At 49.9% G+C, this 24895-nt stretch carries 17 protein-coding genes and 2 tRNA genes; 9 read left to right on the forward strand and 10 right to left on the reverse strand.

Annotated elements, in window-relative coordinates; all coding sequences use genetic code 11:
* Together MN202_RS05620 and MN202_RS05625 are read right to left on the reverse strand one after the other, a co-directional pair.
* Nucleotides 1-76 (reverse strand) — tRNA-Thr (locus MN202_RS05620).
* Between the two features lie 63 nt (nt 77-139).
* A tRNA-Phe gene (locus tag MN202_RS05625) sits at nt 140-215 on the reverse strand.
* Between the two features lie 229 nt (nt 216-444).
* Between MN202_RS05625 and MN202_RS05630 the strand changes: the two genes are divergently transcribed.
* Nucleotides 445-3204, forward strand: coding sequence for a hybrid sensor histidine kinase/response regulator (locus tag MN202_RS05630; RefSeq protein WP_335735116.1), 2760 nt, complete (start codon nt 445-447; stop codon nt 3202-3204).
* Between the two features lie 63 nt (nt 3205-3267).
* Here the strand turns inward: MN202_RS05630 and MN202_RS05635 are convergent, their stop codons facing one another.
* The gene (locus MN202_RS05635; protein WP_335735117.1) at nt 3268-4884 is read right to left on the reverse strand and encodes an HNH endonuclease signature motif containing protein; all 1617 of its coding nucleotides are present in this window, start codon (nt 4882-4884) and stop codon (nt 3268-3270) included.
* Nucleotides 4885-5069: 185 nt separating this feature from the next.
* A complete protein-coding gene (locus MN202_RS05640) occupies nt 5070-6665 on the reverse strand; it encodes an isocitrate lyase (RefSeq protein ID WP_335735118.1) in 1596 nt (531 codons plus the stop codon).
* A 228-nt stretch (nt 6666-6893) separates the two neighbouring features.
* On the opposite strand from MN202_RS05640, the gene MN202_RS05645 reads away from it, so the two are divergent.
* The gene (locus MN202_RS05645; RefSeq protein ID WP_335735119.1) at nt 6894-7832 is read left to right on the forward strand and encodes a LysR family transcriptional regulator; all 939 of its coding nucleotides are present in this window, start codon (nt 6894-6896) and stop codon (nt 7830-7832) included.
* A gap of 49 nt (nt 7833-7881) precedes the next feature.
* Here the strand turns inward: MN202_RS05645 and MN202_RS05650 are convergent, their stop codons facing one another.
* Nucleotides 7882-9609, reverse strand: coding sequence for a hypothetical protein (locus MN202_RS05650; protein ID WP_335735120.1), 1728 nt, complete (start codon nt 9607-9609; stop codon nt 7882-7884).
* 218 nt (nt 9610-9827) lie between these two features.
* The gene (aceB, locus tag MN202_RS05655) at nt 9828-11432 is read right to left on the reverse strand and encodes a malate synthase A (RefSeq protein WP_335735121.1); all 1605 of its coding nucleotides are present in this window, start codon (nt 11430-11432) and stop codon (nt 9828-9830) included.
* A 241-nt stretch (nt 11433-11673) separates the two neighbouring features.
* Here aceB and MN202_RS05660 point away from each other — a divergent pair, with 241 nt between their 5' ends.
* Both MN202_RS05660 and MN202_RS05665 read left to right on the forward strand, forming a co-directional pair.
* Nucleotides 11674-12324 (forward strand): DUF2726 domain-containing protein, encoded by a 651-nt coding sequence (locus tag MN202_RS05660; protein ID WP_335735122.1) that lies wholly within the window; start codon nt 11674-11676, stop codon nt 12322-12324.
* Between the two features lie 125 nt (nt 12325-12449).
* Entirely contained in the window at nt 12450-12644 is a 195-nt protein-coding gene (locus tag MN202_RS05665) for a hypothetical protein (protein WP_335735123.1), read from the forward strand.
* A 63-nt stretch (nt 12645-12707) separates the two neighbouring features.
* Here MN202_RS05665 and MN202_RS05670 read toward each other — a convergent pair whose 3' ends face one another.
* Entirely contained in the window at nt 12708-14261 is a 1554-nt protein-coding gene (locus MN202_RS05670) for a methyl-accepting chemotaxis protein (protein WP_335735124.1), read from the reverse strand.
* Between the two features lie 236 nt (nt 14262-14497).
* Between MN202_RS05670 and MN202_RS05675 the strand changes: the two genes are divergently transcribed.
* A complete protein-coding gene (locus MN202_RS05675) occupies nt 14498-14881 on the forward strand; it encodes a response regulator (RefSeq protein WP_335735125.1) in 384 nt (127 codons plus the stop codon).
* A gap of 63 nt (nt 14882-14944) precedes the next feature.
* On the opposite strand, the gene MN202_RS05680 is transcribed toward MN202_RS05675, so the two are convergent.
* On the reverse strand, nt 14945-16891 hold the full coding sequence (locus tag MN202_RS05680; protein ID WP_335735126.1) for a phytase: 1947 nt from the start codon (nt 16889-16891) through the stop codon (nt 14945-14947).
* A 14-nt stretch (nt 16892-16905) separates the two neighbouring features.
* Entirely contained in the window at nt 16906-19440 is a 2535-nt protein-coding gene (locus MN202_RS05685) for a TonB-dependent receptor (RefSeq protein WP_335735127.1), read from the reverse strand.
* 202 nt (nt 19441-19642) lie between these two features.
* Between MN202_RS05685 and MN202_RS05690 the strand changes: the two genes are divergently transcribed.
* The 4 genes from MN202_RS05690 (at nt 19643) to MN202_RS05705 (ending at nt 23645) form a co-directional block, all read left to right on the forward strand.
* Nucleotides 19643-20551 carry a GGDEF domain-containing protein gene (locus tag MN202_RS05690; RefSeq protein WP_335735128.1) on the forward strand — a complete coding sequence of 303 codons (909 nt, stop codon included), beginning with the start codon at nt 19643-19645 and terminating at the stop codon, nt 20549-20551.
* Complete coding sequence (locus MN202_RS05695) at nt 20551-21582, forward strand: helix-turn-helix domain-containing protein (protein ID WP_335735129.1); 1032 nt, start codon at nt 20551-20553, stop codon at nt 21580-21582. Before MN202_RS05690 ends, MN202_RS05695 begins: the two co-directional genes overlap by 1 nt.
* A gap of 27 nt (nt 21583-21609) precedes the next feature.
* The gene (locus MN202_RS05700) at nt 21610-22512 is read left to right on the forward strand and encodes a metallophosphoesterase family protein (RefSeq protein WP_335735130.1); all 903 of its coding nucleotides are present in this window, start codon (nt 21610-21612) and stop codon (nt 22510-22512) included.
* Nucleotides 22513-22628: 116 nt separating this feature from the next.
* A complete protein-coding gene (locus tag MN202_RS05705) occupies nt 22629-23645 on the forward strand; it encodes a hypothetical protein (RefSeq protein WP_335735131.1) in 1017 nt (338 codons plus the stop codon).
* A 146-nt stretch (nt 23646-23791) separates the two neighbouring features.
* On the opposite strand, the gene MN202_RS05710 is transcribed toward MN202_RS05705, so the two are convergent.
* A complete protein-coding gene (locus tag MN202_RS05710) occupies nt 23792-24874 on the reverse strand; it encodes an AI-2E family transporter (RefSeq protein WP_335735132.1) in 1083 nt (360 codons plus the stop codon).
* Nucleotides 24875-24895 lie beyond the last annotated feature (21 nt).

Consider the following 24895-nt stretch of genomic DNA (forward strand, 5'->3'; position numbering starts at 1 on the left):
TGGTGCCGCTTATCCGAGTCGAACGGATGACCTACTGATTACAAGTCAGTTGCTCTACCAACTGAGCTAAAGCGGCATATCATTGTGGCAAAAGCTGTTTAAATCTGTTAATTTGCAACAACTTAGCACCAAAATTTAATGGTGCCCAGACCCGGAATCGAACCAGGGACACGCGGATTTTCAATCCGCTGCTCTACCGACTGAGCTATCTGGGCAACGCGGGTCGTATTAAACGGATTTTGCGATCTTAAGTCAACAGATATTTTAAAAGCGATAGCGCGTTAGCTTATTAACTAAGCAAACTGCCGAAATTAGCAGCTTAATGTCGAAAAAAAACGCTAATAACAGGTGTAAAGATGCCGCCTGCTTAAAGCCTAAAAAGTTGTTACAATAAGCCAAATAATAATCAAACTGCCCCGCTTGCAGTAAAGTATTGGAACGCGAATGGAAAATACCTCCTTTAGTAAACCGATTTTTAAGCGCCTGGCATTGCTGTCAATCCTTACCTTGCTGGTACAGGCGGCACTGTTCATGCTGTTACAACAGTCTGATCCGGCATTTGCTGAAAAGAAGCTCGACCGGCTGGTAGCCGATAGCAAGTTACTAGGCCGGGTTGTACAACCTCTGATGGCACAAAGTAATTTCTCTGCCGTCGAGCAAATGCTGGCCCAAGCCCGCAATGGCGATGTGACCCGGGCGACGTACCTTTACCGCCAGGCTGATCGGCAAGACGCCGAGCTGGTTGCCAATACGCAAAGCGTGCAGGGTTATGTGCCACAACCCTTATGGCAGGAGCAAAGCAAGCTGGATGGCGAGTTTCTGGTGGTACACCACATAATTAGCTTGAATGCCGAGCGCAAAGCGCTACTTATACAAGTACAGCAGCTGGAAATAAAAGCGATGTGGCCTTATGGCGCGGCTTTTGGCGTCAGTTTATTACTTGGCCTGCTGTTAAGTGGTTTTTTTGCCAGCGCTATATCGGGCTTTTTTAGCCGGCGGTTAAAACCGTTGCTGGACGGCACTGACCACGCTCTGGGCAAGCAACAATTTAATACCAGCCTGGAAAGTCACAACAGTGACAGTTACGGAGTACTGGGCAGCCATATCAACCAACTGTTTCGCAAAATAGAGCAATCACAGCAGGCGTTACTTGATTCTGAGCAAAATATCAAAACACTGAAACAGGAAGTCGATACCCGTATTAAAGAACGTACAGACGCACTGGAAACCGCCAAGCTGACAGCAGAAAAAGCTAATGAGGCAAAATCGACCTTTTTAGCAACGATGAGCCATGAAATTCGCACACCTATGAATGGCATCATCGGCACTATCGACTTATTACGTAAAACCCAGCTGTCGACATCGCAATTTCGCATGACCGACACCATCCGCGAATCATCCTTCTCGTTACTACGTATTCTGGATGATATTCTCGATTTCTCGAAAATTGAGGCCGGCAAACTGGAACTGGAAACCATTCCGTTATCGCTGGTAGATATCATTGAAGCCGTTGGCCGCATTTTAGTTTCGGTGGCTTATCAGCGACAAATTGATCTTAAGTTATTTATTGACCCGCGTATTCCGGATGGCCTGATTGGCGACCCGGTGCGATTGCGGCAAATATTGTACAATCTGGCCGGTAATGCGATTAAATTTACCCAGACTACGCCGGAAAAAACCGGCCTGGTGCTGATTAAAGCAGAGCAGCTGGAAGAGAACATGGACTTCAGCCAGATCCAGTTCAGCATTACCGACAATGGCAAGGGCATGACGCAACGCCAAATAAGTTATGTGTTTCAGCCATTTAACCAGGCAGAAGGTTCTATTACACGTAAATTTGGCGGCACCGGCCTGGGTTTATCTATCTGTCAGCGCTTAACCACACTGATGTATGGCGACATTAATGTTAACAGCCAGGTTGATAAAGGCACCGAGTTCAGCGTACGTATACCGATGCGCCGCTCAGATGAAATTGCCTATCTGGACAAAGAACTGCTGCGCGATATACACCTGTGTCTGTTTACTACTGATGTACATAATCAAACTCATTTGCAGGCTTACTTCAGCTTTGCCGGTGCCGATCTTGAAATTGCCAACAGCTTCGACGCCTTATACAAAAGAGCTCAGGCAATGCAGCCTTTACCGCCCAAGCAAGCTGCAGTCTGGGTATTAGACGCCACCTATGAGCAAATTTCCGCAGCAGAAATAGAGCAATTGCTACAATTGCCTACAATGAATCAGGTACAGTTTGTTGTTATCACTAATCAGGTAGAACTGACCGAGCAAAGCAGTGAGAAAGTCTATTATCTGCACAGCTCGCCGATTTGCCGCAGCCATCTGTATGATGCGGTACTCATTGCCGCCAAGCGCAAAGCCAAACCGGTTTACGCCGGTGAAAAATCGCCCACGGCGGCAGCGCCTTCTATTCAGCAGGCTCGTAAAGAAGGCCGGCTGGTGTTGCTGGCCGAAGACAATCTAATGAATCAACGTGTTATCGTCGACCAGCTGAATGCTCTGGGTTATGCCGTCGAAGTGGCTGATGATGGCGCTATCGCGCTGGAAAAATGGCGTCGTTTCCATTATCCATTGATCCTGACTGATTTACATATGCCGAATATGAGTGGTTATGATCTGGCGCAGGCCATACGCAAAGAGAGCCTGCATAGCTCAGAAGGCATAGCATTTACCCGTATTGTGGCCGTTACCGCCAATGCTCTGAAAGGCGAAGAACAAAAATGCCTCAGTATCGGTATGGATGGTTACATTACAAAACCGATAGAACTGGCAACGCTGGAAAGCATCTTGTCGCGCTGGTTACCGCTTACCGATTACAAAAAGCAGCCAGCGGCGCTGCAGGATCACCACCAGCAAGGCTCCCCCATCTGCTTTACCACTATTGCCAACTATCTTGGCAATGATCCGGCCAAGCATGAAGAACACCTGAACTTCTTTGTAAGCCACGCGGCTGGTTTACTGCAGCAACTTAACAGCCATCTGCATAATCAGGATCGCAGCGCTGTGCGGGCGGTGGCCCATCAGTTTAAATCGGTGGCAAAAAGTGCCGGAGCGCTAGCCCTGGCCGAGCAGGCGGTAAAGCTGGAAAAAGCCGCCGAAGAAAGCGACTGGTCGACCATACATGAGCATATCCGCTTAATGCAGGATAAATATCAGGATGTGGTTAATTATGTGCAGCAGCGTTACTAAGCTCTGTAGCGCACTGGAAAAACGCCAGCTTTACGCTGGCGTTTTAGTTTTGCTTCGATTGCTTCAATTTCCCCAGATCGCGCTGACAAACTGCGGATGGTCAATAAAGGGGTTACGATTGCCCTGATATTGATAGGCCGCCTCGTTGCGATCTTGTTCTTTCTGGCTAACCGGATCTAACTGATGCCATTGTTTTAACAGCAATAGTAGCCAGCTTTCAAATACCTGAGTACTGGTACCATTTAAGGCAGCATTGGCTTCAGTGCTGTTGCTTTGCCACGCCGTTAGCTGATCCTGATAGCGGGTCGCCATATAGAAATACGCCCGGGCAATATCGCCTTTAAACTCATCAATTGGTTCAAACACTATGCCGTTATAGCCAGTGCTGCTTAACGCTGTGCCAAGTTTAGAGCCGTTCGCCGAGGTGTAACTGGCGCTGCCGACGTTACCGTACGGAAAGCTGCTGCGTTTTGAATTAACAAAACCGTCAGTGGCAAAGATATGATGTACATCTGAGTTCATCGGTTCTACCGCACCGCCAAACCAGCTGCGTGGAAACGAATGCTCACGGTTATAACAATCAGCTTCACTGTTGTAGGTGCCACACTGATTAACGCTAGCCGCATAAACATAAGGATCATTTGCCGCCGGGTTTTCTGAGTAAATATCTAAAATAGAGCCGTCTTGCTCGTAGTAATTGTCCAGCTCATTAACGGTATAAAACGTCCACAAGGCGCTGTAACCCTGCGCCGTATGACTTTTAATAATATTATGCAAAGCAGTTTTTAACGTATAGCCGGTTAGCCCTGCCGCATCGGCGTAATACGCATCCAGATCGGTGCCGTTACCACCTCCACTGCTGCCCACTGTAAAGGCATGGGTTTGCTGATAGGTAAAATCAGCGCCACTGAACACTTCAGTACCGTTTATGCTCAAACTGTAGCTACCACTGCCATAGCTACAACAGATACCATCACCGTAACTGTCATCAATGCGGAAGTTATAATCACCGTCAGCCAGGCACCACTGCTCGGTGTAACTGCTGTTGTTACTCAGGCTGCCACTGGCATAGGGCTGTTGGTTATTGCTATCTGTCAGTTGCCAGCTGGTTTCACTGGCATAGCCGTCTGTGGTTAACGAAAAGGTTGCCGTGGTTGCCGCGCAACCTGTGGGCGGTGGTTCAACCGGCGTGGTGCTTGGCTGGAAGTCATCAACATACACCAACTCGCTGCCGTCAAAACCGCTGACGTCATAAAACCGCAGTCCCACTTCAATCGTGGTAGTGCTACTTGCCGTATAACTGTAGCTTAACGTTTGCCATTGCCCGGTCAGGTTCTCATTAGAGTAGCCCTGATAGCCATTGACATAAAGCCTGGCGCGGACATTGCCTTCAGTGTGGTGAACCGCAGTGCTGAAGTTATACGTTTGACCGGCGCTGACACTCACTGACTGTCGCATATCGGTATTGGCCTGATCACTGCTGTTAACAGTAATGGCAGCCGCTTTATCGCCAACAAGCTTTATAGTGGTAGATGGACTCAGCGTAATGCCACTGTCAATCAGGCTCCAATCGAGCGGCTGATTGGCGCTCCATTGCTCAAAGCCACCATTTAATATTGTTGCTTGTGCGGTAAAACAAAAACCGGCAAGCAAACAAAGTGAAACGCTGTTTTTATGCATTGTTATTATTCTCAAGGTTGTTGTTATAAACGTAGAGTCCTGGCTACAGCAGTCAGACTACAAGCACACTATTGCAAATAGTGTGATTAAAAATAAAGCAATGATGAATTATTTATGAAATTTTAAAAAAAGGGCAGCCAATGGCTGCCCAAACTGTCAGTTGCCTGACCACGTAGCGTAACGCGTTAGAACTGGTTCATGGTGTTATGCGCACCACCGGCTTTTAACGCCGCTTCACCAGAGAAATATTCTTTATGGTCGTCACCGACATCAGAGCCTGACATATTCTGGTGTTTAACACAGGCAATACCCTGACGGATCTCCTTGCGCTGTACTCCTTCTACATAACCCAGCATGCCCGCTGCGCCAAAGTACTCTTTTGCCAGGTTGTCCGTAGACAGTGCCGCTGTGTGATAGGTTGGCAAAGTAATCAAATGATGGAAAATACCAGCATCACGCGCCGCATCAGCCTGGAAAGTGCGGATACGGTTATCCGCTTCCAGCGCCAGTTCTGTAGCATCGTACTCGGCGCTCATCAGCGAAGCTCTATCGTAAGCGGACAAGTCCTTGCCAGAGGCTTGCCAGGCATCAAAGACCTGCTGGCGGAAGTTTAACGTCCAGTTAAAGCTAGGGCTGTTGTTGTACACCAGTTTGGCATTAGGCACCACTTCACGAATGCGGTTTACCATTTCTGCGATCTGGCCAACGTGCGGCTTCTCAGTTTCAATCCACAACAAGTCGGCGCCGTGTTGCAACGAGGTAATACAATCTAAAACCACCCGATCAATACCGCTACCCTGTTTAAACTGGAATAACCCACTGGCTAAGCGTTTTGGCTTAAGCAGCTTGCCATTGGCTTTTACCACTACATCGCCATTGGCAATATCGTCCGCACCATTTATGACATCACCGTCTAAAAAGCTGTTGTATAAATCACCCAGATCGCCCGGCTCGTTGGTCACGGCAATTTGTTTGGTTAGACCGGCGCCCAATGAATCAGTGCGGGCGACGATAATGCCGTCGTCCACGCCAAGCTCTAAAAAGGCGTAACGCACCGCGTTAATTTTCGCCAGAAAGTCAGCATGAGGTACTGTTACCTTGCCGTCCTGATGGCCGCACTGTTTTTCGTCCGACACCTGATTTTCAATCTGAATGGCACAGGCACCGGCTTCAATCATTTTTTTTGCCAGCAAATAGGTGGCTTCTTCGTTGCCAAAACCGGCATCAATATCGGCAATAATTGGCACGACGTGGGTTTCAAAGTTATCAATTTTGCTTTGCACGGCCGCGGCTTTAGCACTGTCGCCGGCCGCTTTAGCCGCATCCAGCTCACGGAAATATCCGCCCAGTTCACGGGCATCGGCCTGCTTTAAAAAGGTATACAACTCTGCAATCAATGCCGGCACAGCCGTTTTTTCATGCATGGACTGATCCGGCAGCGGACCAAACTCAGAACGCAGTGCCGCTATCATCCAGCCGGATAAATACAGGTATTTACGTTTGGTAGTACCGAAATGTTTCTTAATGGCGATCAGTTTTTGCTGCCCAACAAAGCCATGCCAGCAACCTAATGATTGAGTATACTGGCTGCTGTCAGCATCATAAGCGGCCATATCAGCACGCATAATTTTTGCCGTGTATTTGGCAATATCCAGCCCGGTATGAAACCGGTTTTGCGCCCGCATCCTGGCAGCAGACTCGGGGTTTATCGCACTCCATGCGTCACCGTTTTGCTGACGTAAGCTGGCGATTTGTTGTATTGCATCTTGGTAAGCTGACATAGCAGTATCCTCTTTTTGCTTGATGCCCGGCTTGCCGGACGCTGACTGTTCCCAGGCTGATGTGCTACCTGTTGCCTTACACTATAGGTTTCATTTTCATAATTCATAAAGATGATTTTTGTGATGCTGGCCATTCACAGCATTAATAGCAAAGTTGGCTTGACGAGCGCCCGACTAGCAATGCTATGATTCAGAATAGTGATGAAAAGAGCTCAGGCTATTAAACTGATGAATATTAATAAGATGGATTTAAACCTGCTGGTGTACTTAGATGTGCTGCTGCGGGAGAAAAACGTAACCCGTGCCGCCAATCAGCTGAATATTACCCAGCCGGCGATGAGCAATGGGTTAAAACGGCTGCGTGATTTACTCAATGATCCTATCTTAGTGCGTACTTCAGATGGCATGGTGCCAACCGAGCGCGCCCGTGAGCTGGCTCCGGTAGTACGCGGTGTATTGTTAACGCTGGAAGAAACCCTGCAGCCAAACAAAGACTTTGAACCGCTGCACAGCCAGCGCGTGTTTCGTATTATGGCCAGCGACTATGCCGCTTCGACCTTAATACCGGCCTTATTAAAAAAAATGCGGGTACTGGCCCCCCATACCAGTCTGGACATAATGACACCGTCTGATGTGACCTTTCATGATGTTGAAAACGGCAAAGTCGACATGGCGATTAACCGTTTTGACCAACTGCCGCAATCGTTCCATCAAAAAACGGTCTGGCGTGACAGTTTTTCCTGCCTGATCAATGCAAATAATCCGGTACTGAAAAACTTTAATTTAGACAGCTACTTAAAAGCGCAACATATCTGGGTAAGTAAAACCGGTTTTGGCGTAGGTGTCGGCATGGACCCTAAAGATGTGCAAAAACTGGGCTGGGTGGATGAAGCGTTGGCAAAACTGGGTAAGCAGCGCAATATTTCGGTATTTACCCGTAACTATCATGTTGCTATGCACTTAGCGGTAGGCATCGATTTGATTGCTACATTACCCAGCCGCGCAGCACGGTTATACGATAAAGACCCGACAATGGCCATTATGGACCCGCCCTTTGCCATACCGTCGATTGAACTGAAGATGATTTGGAGCCCATTGTTACATCAGGATGCCAGCCATATCTGGTTTCGCCGGTTGATCGTCGAAACGGCAGCCGAGTTGGATTAAAAAAGCCCACTTCTGCAGTGGGCTTGTGCGGATACAGGTAACAGAAACCTTATTGCGCTGTTGAACCAATTTCCATATGGGTTTTCGTTTGAATACCCTGCTCAGTTATGTCAACCGACATCGTCAGCGCCATATCCATTTGCTGTAAGGCTTTAAAGTCGTCCGGTACCGGCTGGCCGGAGCTTTCCATGGCCTGAGCCAGCGTCTGGAAGAACGCAGCATAATCCAGCCCCATGCTGAACAAACCATTTTTCTCCAGCTTACTTGCTGCCACAGCATCGGCCTGTTGCTTGGCTGTGCTGCCGCTGTACACTAACACATGGTCATCTGCCAGCTTCAGTTTTGCCTCAACGCCAAACATCGCCGCCTGCGGCACAAACTGAGCCAGCTCGGCTTCTTCGCCAACTTGCGGTAACTCTATATCGGCCAGCTCCGGGTTAAGCGCCGTTAAACCGCTGATAAAGGTTCTGGCATTCGCCACTGACACGCTCACTAAGGCATCCATTGCAGTCGGCTGCATAGTCGCGCTGTCCAGCGCCAGGTTGTTTATCGTTACCGACATACCCTGCACGCCATTCGCCATGCCGGCCATCGCCAACATTGCCACCGGGTTAGATTGCTTCAGTTGTTGTTGCAACTCAGCCAATGGCTGGCAGCTGTATGCCGGCTCGGTCATTTCTGACCAGACTTTGCCAACAGCAGAGCTTAGCTGTACCGGATCCAAGCCTAGGCCGAAATGAAACATTGCCGCATTGCTATTGCTTTGCATATGTGGCGGTAAGTAGCCGCGTAAGCTAGATAAGGCGCTAAGCACGGTTTTATTACTGCTGGCCAACAGCATATTGCTGCTGATCCGGGCAACGTTGCTACTACTGTAATCCAGCTCGCCATCAAAAAATACACCCGGCCAGTTTTGTGTAATAGTGCCAACATCTTGTTGACACTCGGCACTGCGCCAGTCAGCGATAGCATCCAGCTCGGAGGCAAAAACAGTTTGGATATCCTGCGCCAGACGGTTGCCATCTGCTGACGTCAGGCCTTTCGCTAATTCGGTAAAGCTGATAAAACCAATGGCATCCTGGCTTAAGTTATACTTATCCGCCAGCTTGGTTAATACCTGCTCAGAGTTGAAATTTTTTGCCGGCTTAGCAACGGCCAGTAACTGGCTGATATTAGCCGACGCTAAACTGTCAGACGTGATCGCCAGGGTGCCCCAACCATCTTTTACCGTGACCAGTAAATCAAGCTGCACAGCTTCATGCTCAAAACGGTAGCGCCGGTAACTGACATCGGCATTACTCACTGGCTGGTGGCTAAATCCACTTTCTTGCTCTGCCCGGTCAAAAATCGCTAAAAAAGCATTAGTATCAGAGACTTCCATTCGCAACACCGGTGACATACCAACCATATACATCAGATTACGCATGTCATTTTTAAAGCCGGATTTAGCACTAAAATCCTGCCCTGACGATAGCATCGCCAGATAATCGCGCAATAAAGCCACCAGAAATTTAACCTGGGGTGCATTATCCGCGCTGTCAACCAGGTCTTGTAACACCTGGTCGAATTCAGGGTTTGCATAATATTGTGGGCCAAAACCGATACTTTTCAGATAGTCGGTTACATTAACCGGTTTAAATTGACCAGAAAACATTACCGTATCGGCCGGCACATAGTCCAGCTCAGGTATAGCCGCTTCAGTACCGGCACCGCTCAGCTGGTAATAGGCAAAAGCTCCGGCGGCTATAACAGCTGCGGCGATCAGCGTTTTACGCATTAAAAACTCCTTGTTGTAATAAGACAGGCTATCTTGATGCCAGTTATATGTGGTTTAACAGAATTGGAACGGCATGTATCTTAATATGCAGCGCTGAGCATAACAACTGTAACTTTACCGCAATAACCGCAATAAATTATTACTAAATGTGGCCAGCTGGCTGGAAAAAGGCGCTGTCCGTATTACAGCGCCTTGGTCTTGTTGCTCTGGACTGAGGTTCAGTCCAGCAGCTGATAGGCTGGCAGGGTTAGGAAATCTACCAACTGATCAGAAGTCGTAATATCAAGCAGTAAAGTTTGCGCCCGGGCAAAATTTTGCTCTGCCCACAGTACTTCACCTACCTCTGAGCGAACCACTTGCGCTTCTTCTGCTAACATGGAGGCAAATAGCGCCTTACTGATCAGTTTGCCATTGCTTAAGCTTTTACCATGTTTAATCCACTGCCAAATTGAGGTACGTGAAATCTCTGCCGTGGCGGCATCCTCCATCAGGCCATAAATGGGCACGCAGCCCTTACCGCTGATCCAGGCGGCTATATATTGCAGCGCTACCCGAATGTTAGTGCGCATACCTGCTTCAGTGCGTTCACCGTCACAGGGCGCAAGTAGCTGGGCTGCAGTAATTTCTTCATCATCACTGCGGCTAACTTCCAGCTGATTTGGCTTGCTGCCGGGCAGGTATTTGGCAAATACCGCATTTGCAGTAGCGGCCAGGCCAGGATGCGCTACCCAGGTACCGTCGTGGCCGTTACTGGCTTCCAGCTCTTTATCTGCAGTCACTTTGGCCAGAATTGCCGCATTTTGCTCAGCATCTTTGGCCGGAATAAAAGCCGCCATGCCTCCCATTGCCAGCGCGCCACGTTTATGACAGGTTTTGATCAGTAAACGCGAGTAAGCATTTAAAAACGGCTGCTTCATCGTAACCACTTGCCGATCTGGCAAAATACGGTCCGGATGGTTATTTAACGTTTTGATATAACTAAAAGTATAGTCCCAACGGCCGCAATTTAACGCCACGATATGCTCACGCAGCATGTACAGAATTTCGTCCATTTCGAACACAGCCGGCAGGGTTTCAATTAATACCGTGGCACGCACTGTGCCTATTGGCTGATTAAACTTCTGCTCAGTAAATCGAAATACCTCGTCCCACCACTGGGCTTCCAAATGGCTTTGCAACTTAGGCAGGTAATAGTAAACACCCGTGCCCTTAGTCAGCCGGGTTTGGTAGTTATGCAGAAAATACAAGGCAAAATCCATCAAACCGCCCGGGATCTGTTCGCCATCAACTAACAGGTGTTTTTCCCACAAGTGCAAGCCACGTACCCGCGCAATTAACAATGCCGGATTATCTTTTAAAGCATAGTGTTTACCGCTTTGCTCATCGGTATAACTGATGGTGCCCAGGTTGGCATCGCGCAGGTTTATCTGGCCTTCAATTACACCGGCCCAGCTTGGTGCCTGCGAGTCTTCGAAGTCGGCCATAAACACTTTTACATCGGCGTTTAGCGCATTGATGATCATCTTACGATCGACCGGTCCGGTAATTTCAACCCGTCGGTCCTGCAAATCGGCCGGGATCGGCGCTACCTGCCAGTCAGACTGACGAATATTAGCCGTGTGTGGCAAGAAATCCGGTAAAGCACCGTCGTCGTAACGCTGCTGTGTGCTTTGACGCGCAGTTAATAGCGCAGTTAAGCGCGGCCGGAACTCGCGCGTTAGTTCAACCAGCAAGGCGCAGGCCTGCTCGGTTAAAATAGTGTCATAGCCATCATGTAGCGGCGCGTTAATTGTTAAACCGGCACGGCTGATACTTGCTGTCATAAGGTTGTCCTTTTTTGCTGCCAAAGCCTTTACTGCTAATACAGCAGCAAAGGATCAGGGGGTACTTTGTTACTATAAGCGCTTTTTAGTCATAAAATACATCAATGCAAACAATGCCAGCCATTCGCAACATAAATGATAAGGTTGAAATTCTTCCCGCAACATTGGCACAACCTATGCTTTAAAAATCACAGTGTTGTGGCGTGTCAGACGCCGTGTCAATTTTCTGTCGGAGGTACGCATGGAATTTGTCCTGCTGTTAATTTTACTATTGGTGGTTGTGGTTGCTTTGGTTGCGCATCGCTTTACTGAAAGCGGCAATCCGTTTCCGTTACAGAAAAAATCCAGTTTGTTCAGCCCGGTCGAACGTAGCTTTATGCAGTTACTGGAAAAAGCTGTAGCAACAGAATATAAAATCCTCAACCGGGTAAAACTGGCAGATGTAATGGAGCTTAAAGGCGGCATCAGTGGCAAAACCCGCGCCAGCACTATGCTAAAGCTCAATGCCAAATACCTCGATTTTGTCTTATGCGATCCGGCAGACTTTAGCGTCGTAGCGGTACTGGATTTAGTGAATAATTCCAGTAAAGAAGGCCACAAGGCGGTACCAGACTGGTTTGTTAATGGCGCCTTAGATGCCGCTGGTGTGCCCTATCTGCGCATGAAAATAAAAGCTGGTTACACAGCCGCCGATATTCAGGCCGCTATCGCTGCCCGCCTGGGTAAAGCCGTTACCAAACCAGAGCCAATGTTTAAAGGATTAGTGAAAAAAGGCCCTACCCGGCCGGTACGCTCATTAAAACCGGCAAACAGCGGCAGCACCTTGCCGGTGCCAGCGTTATCACACTCACAAATTAAAGCCCAGCAAACGGCGCTGATCCAGGCTTCCTAGCCTTTCTTGGCTGGCATCAACAAGCCGCCTGCATTGGCGGCTTTTTTCAGCAAAAATAAAAAAATAGCTAAAGTTATGTTTCCTGCTGCCGCTACAGTCTTGAGGAATTGGCATAGGAGGTAACTATGAGTCAATCCGTTGGCGCTGCGTCAGCAGCCCAGGGTTTTGAGGTACTTGGCGCCGTTATGGCTAAGAAGCAGCAAAACCTGCAAGCTCAGATGGCAATGACATTACTGCAGGGTGCTGCGCAAAGCTCAGCACAAATTCAGGCGTCTTCGCCGGTAGGTAATCTGGGACAAAACATTAATATCATGGTTTAACAGATATTTACTGTTGCAACGACAAAGGCCAGCTTAAGCTGGCCTTTTTATTTGTCTTAATTGCTATCGGGCAAACCGCACTACCAACTCATGCAGCTCATTCGATATCTGTTGCAGTTTCTCAATACTGTCAGCGGAATTGCCCGCTTCGGTTAAACTGTCCTTGGCGAGATTTGAAATGTTGACGACCTGCTGATTTACCTCTTCGGCCACATTGGCTTGCTGCTCTACCGCGGCGGCCATTTGAATAGACATATTCGCGATACTGCCAACGGCGTCGGAAATACCATTTAGCATTTCTTCGGTTTCTTTAACCCGGCTAAGGCCCGTTTCCGCCCCGGCAGTACCGTTTTGCGCCACCCGCACAGCTGTATCGGCTCGGCTGGTTAAATCACTGATAATTTGGTGAATTTCTTTTGTCGAATTTTGCGTACGTTGCGCCAGGTTGCGCACTTCATCGGCCACGACGGCAAAACCACGCCCCTGCTCCCCAGCCCGTGCCGCTTCAATTGCCGCGTTTAATGCCAGTAAATTGGTTTGCTCGGCAATTTGTTCAATCATTTGCGCCACGGTGGCAATTTTTTTGGTTTGTTCGGACACTTCGCTCACTGAATTGCTAATTTCAGTGACGGTCTGGCGTAGCTCTTCAATGGCTTTACGGGTTACCGCTGCCGTTTGCCGGCTACGCCCGGCCAGTTCATTCGATTGCTCTGCCCGCTCAGCCGTTTCCTGCACATGTTTTGACACTTCAGCAATGGTAGTCGTCATTTGATGCATGGCTGCCGCGGTTTGTTCGGTTTCTTGCTGTTGGCGCTGAATTAATTGGATTGACGATTGCGCCAGCTCCAAACCAAGATCTGATTGTCGCGACACGCTTCTGGCCGAGTCTTCCATCCGGGTGAGTACTGCGCCTAAATGCGCTTTAGAACTCATTACCGCCACTTTTAACTCACCGACATCTTGCGCATCATCGGTAAAGGTTTTTACCGCCAGTTCATGGCTAAAGGCATTTGCCAGCAACGTTTTGACACTGTTTAGCGCATTTTTTTTACTCGTAACAGCCCATACTGCAAAGGCTAACGCCGATAGCGTCATTAACCCCATACCAGCTGCCGGATAACCTTGCGCATTCAGCCACCAGGAGATTATCAGCGCAACAACAAAGGCTGCCGCCGAATAATGCAGATGAAAACGGCTGGCTTTAAATTTGCCATTATTGATGGCGGCATAGAGTTTGTCAGCACGCTGTACATCGGTACGTGACGGACAAGAGCGCACGGATTCATAACCAACCACCTTACCGCTTTCCGTAACCGGGGTAACATAGGCATCTACCCAGTAAAAATCGCCATTTTTACTGCGGTTTTTTACCAGCCCCATCCAGGGTTTACCGGCTTTTAAGTGCTCCCACATAATTTTATAGGCCAAAGGCGGCATATCCGGATGCCGAACTATATTGTGGGGCTGGCCGACAAGCTCAGCTTTGGTAAAACCACTGATCTCAATAAAGGCATCGTTGCAGTAGCGGATATTGCCATTTAAATCGGTATTGGAAATTAACTTCTGGTTCGGTGGAAAAGTGCGTTCTGTGTTTGTAACCGGCATATTACGGCGCATAGCAACTAAATCCTTGTTTGAGTTTGTTAAAGGTACAGACTAAAAATAGCAACTACCTACAATATGGCAATAAAGTTGAAACAAAAAGTAATGCCGACTCAACAACTATACCGCTAACCTGAACAGCAAATTCATCTGTCGTTCAGCAAAAGTACCTAAAATTGGCCGCCATCTCGGCATTGCGACCGATATGCATTACACTTTGATGATTTGGCTATTACAGCAAAGGACCTGCGATGACCCGGCAACAATATTCGGTGTTGATTATTGACGATGCCTACACAGTGCGCGAATACCTGCGCCAGACCTTAATGCACTTAGGTATTACTCAGGTGCATGAAGCGTCCAGTGGTAGCCGCGGCCTGTCTGTGTTTAATCAGCACCAGCATGATCTGGTGTTTTTAGATATTGAATTGCCAGACATCAATGGCCAGCAATTACTGCAACAAATTAAAACCCAGGCCGACAAAACCCATGTCGTCATGGTTACTGCGCATAATTCTATTGATAACGTGCAGCAAAGTATTGCCGCCGGTGCCAGCGGTTTTATTGCCAAGCCATTTTCACCATTAAAAATTAAAAATATTGTCGAGCGTTGCCTGGCAGCAAAGCTGAATTAGCCGATACAAAATGCAGAGCGTAAATGACAGAGGCCGCGATTAACGCGGCCTCTGTTGTTATGGCTATTTTAGTTGCTGCAGTATATCCGCCCAGGGCACTAACTTCAGGTTTTGCCCTTGCTCTGGCATGCGGTTACGGCCATCCTGCACGATTAAGGCGCCTTGTTCAAAGCTCGGCCCCAATGAGCGTGTAGTGACCTCCAGACCGTCGGTTTCTGAACTGCCATCTATCGCCAGCTGCGGGTTAGTGGTAACACGAAAACGCAGGCGCAGCGCATAAGGCGCAACAGCGTCATACACCACATAGCTGTCGTTACCCTGGCTGGACACTACCAGGTATTGACTGTCGCCGTGCGTTGCCAAAGCCAGGCCTTCTACATCGTCAACCAGGGTTGTGCCATCAACCAGAATAATTTGCTCACCCGTACCGGCTGCCTCAGGCTCAGCGGCAAAACGCCAGATGCCCGCGTCTTCTTCACCAACAAAGAGTACACCGCTGTTATCATCGGCCACACAGCCTTCAGGTTGTGACGGTAGCTGTAATTGACGCACTAAGCTGCCCCGCCAATTATCGCCATCGCTATCAATACGATACTGCTGGATCAGGCCGGATTTATCGTTAACAAACACAAAGTGTGCGCCGGTTTTACTGCTCTGGTACATACAGAGGCCATAAATATCAGCCATAGTTGTGGCAACCTTACCGGCATTGTGTAGCTTACCTCTGTTATCAATCGCAAACAGTTGCAGGCTGTTATCATCCCGTAAGCTGGCTGCGGCGATATCATGCGCACTGCCCTGCCATTGCAGGCCATAGCGCACGTCAACGTTATTTAACCGGCCCACGCTAAGCTGCTGCACGCGCTTCCCCTGCATGGAATACACATCCAGGCCGGCGCGTTTATCGGTGGCCAGTATCAGGCTAAGTGCCGGCTCTGCCGGATGATGCCATACCGCCGGGTCGTCCATCACATCACCGCGCTGACTGGCCGCTTCAGTTTGCCGGGTTGGCATAACTTGCACTACGGCGGCTTTTTTGGCCGGCACTGTGTTAGCCGGTACCGCTAATCTAAGCTGCTGTACGCCGTCGGCCTGTTCGCTGCTGATATAGGCCGTGACACGAGTAGCCTGCTGCTGCACGGTTAAACCGCTGGCTTCAGCAACAGCCGGCACAGCGACAGCGTTTAATACCACACCGCTGCTACCGATTTGCAGCAAGCGCGCCGGCTGCTCTTCCAGCGCCAGCACGCTGCCATCATTTAGCAGCTGCAGTGCTTTAACCTCGCCTTGCAACTGGCCAAAAGGCTGAGCAACCTGCAGCAGACTGCGGCCTTCATCAGCTTCAGGCTCAGCCTGATAGCGCCAGATAGCGCGATCGGCTTCTGCGATATACAGGGCGCCGTTTTGCTGGTCGACGCCACAGGCTGTGGCGTCGTAAGGAATATTAAGCTGGCGGATCACCACAGGTTGCGTCAGCCAATTCGCCTGCTGTTGTAACAGCAACTGGTCGGCACCACCACGATCACCCAGTAAAAATACCGTTAGCTGCTGATTTTCACTGCTGTGATAAAAGCACAAATCCTCTACCACCCGGCTGCTGATCAGCTGCTGATGCATAAGTTGCAGCTCTGGCGCTTCGTCCGGTGCAAAACGCCACAGATATAAGCGGTTAGTGTCTGTGTCCATCGCGGCCAGCAATACGACATCGCTGTCTAATCGCTGCAACGTTAAACGGCTGAACTTTCCGCTCTGGTGCGCCAACTCGCGCTCTGCGGTATGGATCTGCAAGGCTGTTGCTGTGGTAAACAGCTGATAATCTTGCCCGGCCAGCTGTATCTGATGGTAATGACTGGCGTTGATGGCTAAAGGCTGCGCGCTATATGCCGCCTCGGTTGACTGCGACAAGGCGGGCTTGCCGGCCTGACATGCACCGAGCAATGCGGCCAGCACTAAACTGACAGCACTGCGTATAAATGTATTTTTCGTGGCTAACTTTTTCGCTACTAACATGATGCTGTCCTTGCTTACCAATTGGTGATCTGCACGCCCAGCACCACAGTGCGGCCATATTGTTCGTACTGGAAGTTATAGGGCTTACGGCCTGTGTAGGCGTAATACGGCTCGTCATTCAGGTTAACCACATTAAAATACAGCTGCATGCCGCGGGTAAAAGTCCACTTAGCGGTAAAATCCAACTGCAGATGATCGTCTGAGTACACATCATAAGCGCTGTCCGTTATGTCGCCCACTTCTGCCAGATATTTGGATTTATAATTGGCTGCCAGCCGCAGGCTGATGCTGTCAGTTTCATACCCCAGGCTCAGGTTTGCAGTTTTATCTGATTGGCTCGGCAACGCTACTTCACGGCTAAATAAGGTACCCTCGTCAAACCATGCGATATCAGCGGCAGAATCGGTCAGCGTTAAATTGGCCGACAGCAACAGATTATCCAGCCAGTTGCCAAAACCGGATAGCTTATGAATAGCGTTGAGTTCCAGACCATATAATTCGGCTTTGCCGCCGTTAACAAAGCTTTCAGCTTTGGCAAAATCGACATAGTCGCCACGGCCAGCCAAGTCTGCTTCATAGATAAAATTGTCTATCTCTTTATAAAACAGCATTGCAGACACGACACCAAGCTTGTCGGCATAGTGTTCAATACCCAGGTCCAGGTTGTTGGTCGTCAGCGCTTTAAGCTGTGGGTTACCAAAGGCAGCTTCAAGCTCACCGTCATCTTCCTCCAAAATAAACGCTGGCGACAGCTGTTCAAAGTTAGGCCTTACCAGACCGGTGCTAAACGCCGCCCGCAGAATGCTTTGCTCAGACAGGTTATAGCGTGCAACTACAGCAGGTAACCAGTAGTCGTCAGAGCTACTGACCTGGTTGGCACTGAAGACTTCGTTAATGGCATCATACCGGCTACCTGCGGCATCGCGCTTTTCGTGTTCAAAACGTACGCCACCAATTAGCTGCCAGTTGTCGCGTTCCCACTGTGCCATAACATAGGCAGCACTGATATCTTCATCAATCTGATAGTCATTAATTTGTGACTCAACTTCATCAATAAAATCATCACGGTTAAGTGTGTTGACCAGCTGATAAATACTGTTGCTGTTAACTGCCGGCCCCATATTACTCAGGCTGTAATCGATATTGCCGCCGGCATAATCAGCCAGACGTAATGCACTGATGCCGGCATCCTCGAAGTCTTCAAACAACCAGACATCTTCGGCGGCAGTTTTCTCGCGCTGGCTGAATTTAGCACCGGTTTTTAACGTTAAACTGCCCTTGGCCTGCATAATTTCACGGCTGACGTCAAAACGGATATTACGTTCGGTTTCTTTGGCGTAGGTATCACCCATTTCCACTTCTTTCAGCTCATAGCCATCGCCCAAATAGGCCTCTGCCGGTGCAGCAAGGCGCAATATCCTGCTGCCGTTAAAGCCAACACCTGCGTCAAACTCCTGCTCAAAGTCAGCCGCGGCGATATTAAAGGGCGTATCCTCATCGGCTTTACTGACGCCGGCTTCGAGCGACCATTGCCAGTTGCCGGAAATTTGTTTGGTGCCAACAACTACTGCGCTGATAGTCTGGGTTTCTTCACGCTGCTTTAGCGAGCGCAGTAATTCGGCTTCCCCCAGCGCACCGGCAAACTGCGGCTCTGCCAACTCAACAACTAAACCCTGACGCGTTTCATCATCGCTAAACTCACTGTATAGCGTACGCAGGTAATATTCATTGTTGTTACCTGGCCGATAATCTACATTCAGCGCCAGCCCCAGGCGTTTACGGCTGATGCTATAGTCACGCAGTTCAAACTCTTCCAGCCCCTCGTCAAAATCCCAGCTGCCGCCGGTTTCAACGTTGTCGGAGCCAAATTTACGCTCGGCGAAACTTGCCGCCAGCGCCACGCCTAAACTGTCAGTTTCACCGGCTACGTCTAATATCTTGCTAAAAACACCGGATAATTTAGGGCTGGTTTTGCTTTGCAGCTCGTTGTAGCCCGCCTCAGCGCTGAAGGAGTAAAAATCGTTGCTACGGTCAAACGCCGATAAGCTTTTAATCTCGACGGTACCGCCCAAAGAACCGGCAGGCATATCAGGGGTCAGGGTTTTGCTGACCTCAACCGACTCTAACAATTCGGATGGGATCACATCCAGCGCAACGGCCCTACGCCCGGCTTCCGGCGCAGCCAACTGAGTGCCGTTGTAAGTAACAGCGTTGTAGTCTGGCGCTAAACCACGCACCCGGACAAAGCGGCCTTCGCCCTGATCACGTTCTACCGATAACCCAGCCAAGCGCTGCAAGGCTTCGCTGACATTACTATCCGGAAACTGCCCCAGCTCATCAGTACTGGCAACGGTAATAATGCCTGCAGCATTGCGCTGACGGTTCAATGCTTTGCTAACTGCACCTGACTGCCCCACGACTTCGATATGCTCAATATACTCTTGCACATCAGCCTCCGCCAACACCGGCGTAACAACGCTGCTAAATGCCAGGCTGACAGCACAGGCAACACGGCTCAGGGAACAAGGTTTAGTTGTGTTTTTTTTCATTGCTGGCTCTCTCGTCAATACGAATAGTTGCAGCAAAGTCTGCCGTGCTTCTGTGACAAAACGCCGTTTGTTAACAACAGCCGTTGCGCTGTTCTGACCCGGGTCTTAACAGCGCAGCGCTCTGGCAGAAAGGCCAAAGCCTGTCATGTAGCTGTCATACAGCCAGCGGAAAATTGCCTTTATTTGCCGGAATTACCTGACTATGTGGCGACAACACCGCTATAAAATACTGCTGAGCCTGCTACTGCTGGCTGGCGGCTTGCTGCTGGCCATTAATGCCGGCGATGCTAAACCCCAGATTGAACTTGACGCACTGGATATACTGGGGGAAGGCACGACCCTGCTGGTCGCGTGCGGCTGGCTGGGGTTGATCATCAGTAGCCGCCCTGCCGGCCGGGTAACCGAGTGGTTGTATTACGGCAGCTTACTGCTGGTATTTTCTTATTTTCTTGATTTGCTCGATGAGTTTATCCGCTATCCGGAACATGTCCGGCTTATGAGCTGGCTGGAATCCTTACCCGCACCGGTTGGCATGCTGGTGCTAACCTATGGCCTGGTTGGTTGGCACCGCGAACAACGGGCCATTAACCGCCAGTTACGTGGCCGGGAGCTGTTTTTACGCGATCACCAGCTGATTGACCCGCTGACACAACTTTACGGCATGGACTACCTGCGAGCGGTATTGCAGCGCGAAATTGAATTGCATAAAAGTCAGCATAAAGCCCTGAGCTTACTGGTGTTAGATATTGATAATTTTGCCGGTTTTAACCGTCGTTTCGGCATGGCAGCCGGTGACGCTTACCTTAGCCGGGTAAGTGAATTACTCAGCAACCAGCTACGGCACAGTGATGTGGTATGCCGCTATGCCGGTGACCGTTTTATTGCGCTACTGCCCAATACCGCCTTACCGCAGGCACAGATCATGGCGCAGCATTTACGCCAGCAGTTACGCCAACAGCTTTGCGCCCCCGATGGCGCACACGACCAACCGCAATTAACTGTGGCAAACATCGCCGTGCAACAAGACAGCGCCGATAGCGCACTGCAAGCGGCAGATGCGGCGCTGGCGTTAGCCAAGCAAACCGCTGCACTCAATTTGCAGCACGTCTGATGAATAGGCGCTGCTTCGGTTACCAGGATAAGGTGCTGTTGCTGCAACATGGCAGCACCGAACTGCTGGCCTTAGCGCAGCGCCGCGGAGCCTTACTGCACAAGCTGTTAAGCGGCACCGCTATATTTGAGCAGGATTTAACTAAACCACATGGCCGCCTGCACCACAGCGACTGGTTAAAACTGCTGCAAAATTGCCAGCAACAGTTAAACAGCCCGGAATTGCCGTTTCTATTGGGCACAGCGTTACTGAACAACCGTTATATTTCACTGTGCCAAAGCCTGCAGTACGCACAAAACCTGCGCCAGGCACTGCAACAGTTGCTGTACTTTCGCCATCAGCTGTTTCCCGGCCTCTATGCGCGCTTGTATCAACAGCAGCAACGTATCCTTATTGAAGTTAAACCGGCGCTGGGCCTGGGGGCTCAGCACGGCTTTATGCTGAGTATGCTGTGTTCATTGCTGCTGAGTTTAATCAAGCAGCAACTGGGCGACAGTCACGGCGTAAGCATACAGTTGCAACAAAACGCCAGTGGTCAGCCGCTGCAACATCAACTGTACTGGGGCTGTGATGTCAGCTTTAATCAACCTTGTGACAGCATAAGTATTGCGCAGTCGTTATGGCAACAAAGCTTTATTGATGCCGATGCAAGCCGGTTTAACGCCGCACGCCGCACCTGTCGTCAGCTAAACCGGGTACTACCTAAACAACGTGCTTTACCGGAAAGCATTTGCCGGCTGCAGCGCCGCGCGCTGCCACAACTGCTGAATCAGGACCAGGTTGCCGCCGCCCTCGGCCTGAGCAGCAGCAGCTTAAAACGCCAACTAAGCCAACATAACACTAACTTTGCCACGCTGCTTGACGAGGTGCGCCGCGATGCCGCCCGCACCTTGCTGCAACAGGGCCTTTACTCCAACCGTCAATTAGCACAGAAACTGGGCTATTCAGACGAGCATAACTTTCGCCGTGCTTTTAAGCGCTGGACCGGACTGATCCCCAGCGACTTTAAAGGCTTATTTCATTGCAATTAACCCTACAATATCTAACAAGGACACCTGATGAAACTGATTATCCCTGTCAGCCTGACGCTGCTACTTAGCATTGCGCTGGCCGCATGCTCACCGGCTGAGCCGGCGAAAACCGCACAATCGAAAACATCACCCGACAAAGTAGTGCTGCGCTTTGCTGTGCTGGGCGATGCCGAGCCCAAACCTGAGCCCCAGTTTCCGCATCTGGCTGCAGCAGTGGCCGATGTCAATCGTCTGGCAACACAAACCAAGCTGGATTTCGTTGTCGGCGTTGGTGACATTGCCCACAAAGGCGCTTTAGTGCAATACGACAATGTCACGCCGGTATTGCAGCAACTAACGCTGCCGTTCTATCCAATTATGGGAAATGAAGAACACGGCAGTACCGTTGAGCGCTTTATGCAGTACGCCAATAGCTGGAACGCCGGTAAAATAATGCTGGATGCTCCCAGCTATGTGCTGGAGTTTGATACGGTAGCACTGGTATTTGCCTCACCCGATCATGGCCGCGACTTTAATGACAGCGGTATCGCCTGGATGCTGAGTCAGCTGACTCAGTTAGCGCCCAAACCGGTACTGTTAATTGTGCATGGCGCCCAAACCGGCGTTTATCCGGAAAACGCTGACAAAGGTATTAGCCATCCGGGCTTTGCCGATGTGATTGCACAACCTAATCTGGCTGCGGTGATATCCGGCGATTTACATATGGATATGGACCGCGTTGTACATTCAAAACAGCTGGGCAAGGTGCATTATCTGCATATACCGGCCCTGGAGCGCACTAAAATTCCGGATGAAACCCAGCATACTGCTATGTTCCGCCTGTTTAGCCTAAGCAACGATGGCATAATGCAGGTAGATACCTACCAAACCGGTATTGCCACGCCGCTTCAGCGTCACAGTTATCAATTTAGCCTCAACGCTGACAATTAATAAAACTTTAATTTCAGCCGGATCAACGTGTTAATGGCCCGGCCGAAAAAAGTGCTCAAGTTTTAATCAAACCTTACCGATAACCGTTTAACTGAAATACCTTTGTGGAGCCTAAGATGAATATTACATCTGCTTCGCAACAGTTTGCGGTTGCCGAACAAAAACAGCTTGCTTATGGTCGCAAACAGCAGTTAATAAGCAACGAGCCCAGCCAAACGCCAGTTGTACCCGCGCCAGCGCAGAGTGCAGCCTTGACCGAAGACGACTTTACTGCCGACGATGGCACCCTGTTTAATGCCTATCAAACCTTCGGCATGGTAAAACACCTGCTGGCAAAACTGGGCCAGCATCACAGTGATTGGCAACTCCCAGCCAACGCTACCCCACCCGGGCACAGCAACAGTCGTATCAACAGCTCAGTTGAAAGCGCCACTTTTGCCGCCAGCTTTAGCAGTGAAAGCCTGTTTATCAGTGCAAGCCAGCAACAAAGTACGGCGGGGCAACGGTTGGCAACCACCGAGTGGGAACTGGGTTATCAGGCAGTGCAGGCCAGCTTTAGCGGCCAGTTGCAAATGCAGGATGGCAGCAGTATCAACTTTGCCTTTGAATTTAGCATGCAGGTAAGCTGGGCCCGCTACAGCTACACCGAGCAGCCGCTGCAGGACCCGTTAATTGTTAGCCTGGACAACCAGCCGGCGCAACTGACCGACAGCCACACTGAGTTTGATTTGCTTAGCAATGGCAGCAGCGTGCAGCTGCCACAACTGGCGGCACAGCAGTTTTATCTGGCCTACGATCGCAACAACGATAAACAGGTAAACAACGGTACTGAGCTGTTTGGCCCCCAAAGCGGCCAGGGTTTTGCTGAGCTGGCTGAGTTTGATGACAATGGCAATGGTTTTATCGATCCGGGCGATGATATCTGGCAGTACCTGTATTTATGGCGGCCAAAACAGCAGCTGCTTAGCATGACTGACGCCAAACTGGGCGCGTTTTCGGTGAGTTCTGCCGCCACGCCAATGCCACTGCTGGATAAACAGCAGCAAAAAACCGGCGAAATTCAGCGCAGCGGCCTGGCGTTTACTGACGACGCCAAGCCGGTACTGGTGCAGCAAATTGATTTGGTGGTTTAGCTCTGTCATGAATTAACGCAAGAACCGGCTTACCCACACCAACACGCCGTGAATACGTCCATGTAGGCTCGATTCAGGCATCCATGCCTTCAACGGTTGGTTTAGGGTAAACCGGTTCTTACCTCGTTTTCAAAGCGAGCTTTGGATTAGCTTTTATCCTGCTTTTCTAAAAAGTCCTGAAATTCAATGGTGTACAGCTTTAACAGCACCAGCGTCAGGGCAAAAATAATCGGGCCGTAAATCACACCAATTAAGCCAAATAACTGAATACCACCAATTAACGACAGAAAAATCAGCAGCGTATTCATGCCTGCGCTGCCCTGCATTAATAACGGCCGCAGGAAGTTATCGATAGAGCCAACCACTATCGCGCCCCACAGTGCCATAAACAGCGCCCAGGGCCAGTCACCAATCAACAGTAAATACAAGCTGGCCGGAACCCAGATTAACGCCGTGCCTACTACCGGGATAAAAGACGCAAATGCCATCATGGTGCCCCAGAACAAGCCCGGTAAACCGACAATCGCCATCGCAATACCACCTACAATGCCCTGGGCAAGTGCAGTTAAAAACGAGCCCATCACCGCAGAGCGCGCCACTTTTTTCGCTTCATCCAGCAGCGCTTCTTCCTGTGAACGTGACAAGGGCAGCACCCAGTGCAGCGTATTGACCACTTTTTCATGATCGCGCAGTAAGAAAAACAGAATAAACAGCATTAAGATAAAGCTGAATACCAGGCCGGTGACATCGCCAACAACCTTAGTACTTAAATTCAGCAATTCTTTGCCAAAACCGGCAGCAAATTCTGTCAGTTGCTGTACCAGACTCTGACCGCTGATCTCGGCTGAAGGCAGCACCTGGTTGACTTTTTCCAGTGCAGTTTGCAATAACGGATGCTGGATCAGTTGTTCAGCACCGCCATTGTTTAACCAGATATAACTTTGTTTGGTAAAGGCGATGCCCTGCTGCACTATCGCCATAAACACCAGCGATACCGGCACCAGGATCACCACTACCAGCAACAAACAGGAAATGCTCGCCACCAAATTTGGCCGGCCCGGCATCTTTTGTTCAATAAACTGATGCACCGGAAAACACAGCAGCGACAGCACAAATGCCAGCACTATGGCGCCGACATAAGGCGCCACCAGCAAGTAGCTGGCATACAGCGCCAGCAATAAAGCCCCTATCAGCACATAGTGACGCGATTCTGTCTTAAATCCATTCATATCACCCACTCCTTGTCCGAC

The organism is Rheinheimera muenzenbergensis (assembly GCF_036984005.1).
In the GTDB taxonomy this organism is placed as follows: Bacteria; Pseudomonadota; Gammaproteobacteria; order Enterobacterales; family Alteromonadaceae; genus Alishewanella; species Alishewanella muenzenbergensis.

Coding starts and splice junctions, on each gene's coding strand:
- MN202_RS05680 (WP_335735126.1), bottom strand. CDS start 16,891: ATGTTAGTAGCGAAAAAGTTAGCCACGAAAAATACATTTATACGCAGT.
- aceB (WP_335735121.1), bottom strand. CDS start 11,432: ATGACAGCAAGTATCAGCCGTGCCGGTTTAACAATTAACGCGCCGCTA.
- MN202_RS05700 (WP_335735130.1), top strand. CDS start 21,610: ATGAAACTGATTATCCCTGTCAGCCTGACGCTGCTACTTAGCATTGCG.
- MN202_RS05665 (WP_335735123.1), top strand. CDS start 12,450: ATGAGTCAATCCGTTGGCGCTGCGTCAGCAGCCCAGGGTTTTGAGGTA.
- MN202_RS05690 (WP_335735128.1), top strand. CDS start 19,643: ATGTGGCGACAACACCGCTATAAAATACTGCTGAGCCTGCTACTGCTG.
- MN202_RS05670 (WP_335735124.1), bottom strand. CDS start 14,261: ATGCGCCGTAATATGCCGGTTACAAACACAGAACGCACTTTTCCACCG.
- MN202_RS05650 (WP_335735120.1), bottom strand. CDS start 9,609: ATGCGTAAAACGCTGATCGCCGCAGCTGTTATAGCCGCCGGAGCTTTT.
- MN202_RS05695 (WP_335735129.1), top strand. CDS start 20,551: ATGAATAGGCGCTGCTTCGGTTACCAGGATAAGGTGCTGTTGCTGCAA.
- MN202_RS05660 (WP_335735122.1), top strand. CDS start 11,674: ATGGAATTTGTCCTGCTGTTAATTTTACTATTGGTGGTTGTGGTTGCT.
- MN202_RS05635 (WP_335735117.1), bottom strand. CDS start 4,884: ATGCATAAAAACAGCGTTTCACTTTGTTTGCTTGCCGGTTTTTGTTTT.
- MN202_RS05630 (WP_335735116.1), top strand. CDS start 445: ATGGAAAATACCTCCTTTAGTAAACCGATTTTTAAGCGCCTGGCATTG.
- MN202_RS05645 (WP_335735119.1), top strand. CDS start 6,894: ATGAATATTAATAAGATGGATTTAAACCTGCTGGTGTACTTAGATGTG.
- MN202_RS05685 (WP_335735127.1), bottom strand. CDS start 19,440: ATGAAAAAAAACACAACTAAACCTTGTTCCCTGAGCCGTGTTGCCTGT.
- MN202_RS05640 (WP_335735118.1), bottom strand. CDS start 6,665: ATGTCAGCTTACCAAGATGCAATACAACAAATCGCCAGCTTACGTCAG.
- MN202_RS05705 (WP_335735131.1), top strand. CDS start 22,629: ATGAATATTACATCTGCTTCGCAACAGTTTGCGGTTGCCGAACAAAAA.
- MN202_RS05675 (WP_335735125.1), top strand. CDS start 14,498: ATGACCCGGCAACAATATTCGGTGTTGATTATTGACGATGCCTACACA.
- MN202_RS05710 (WP_335735132.1), bottom strand. CDS start 24,874: ATGAATGGATTTAAGACAGAATCGCGTCACTATGTGCTGATAGGGGCT.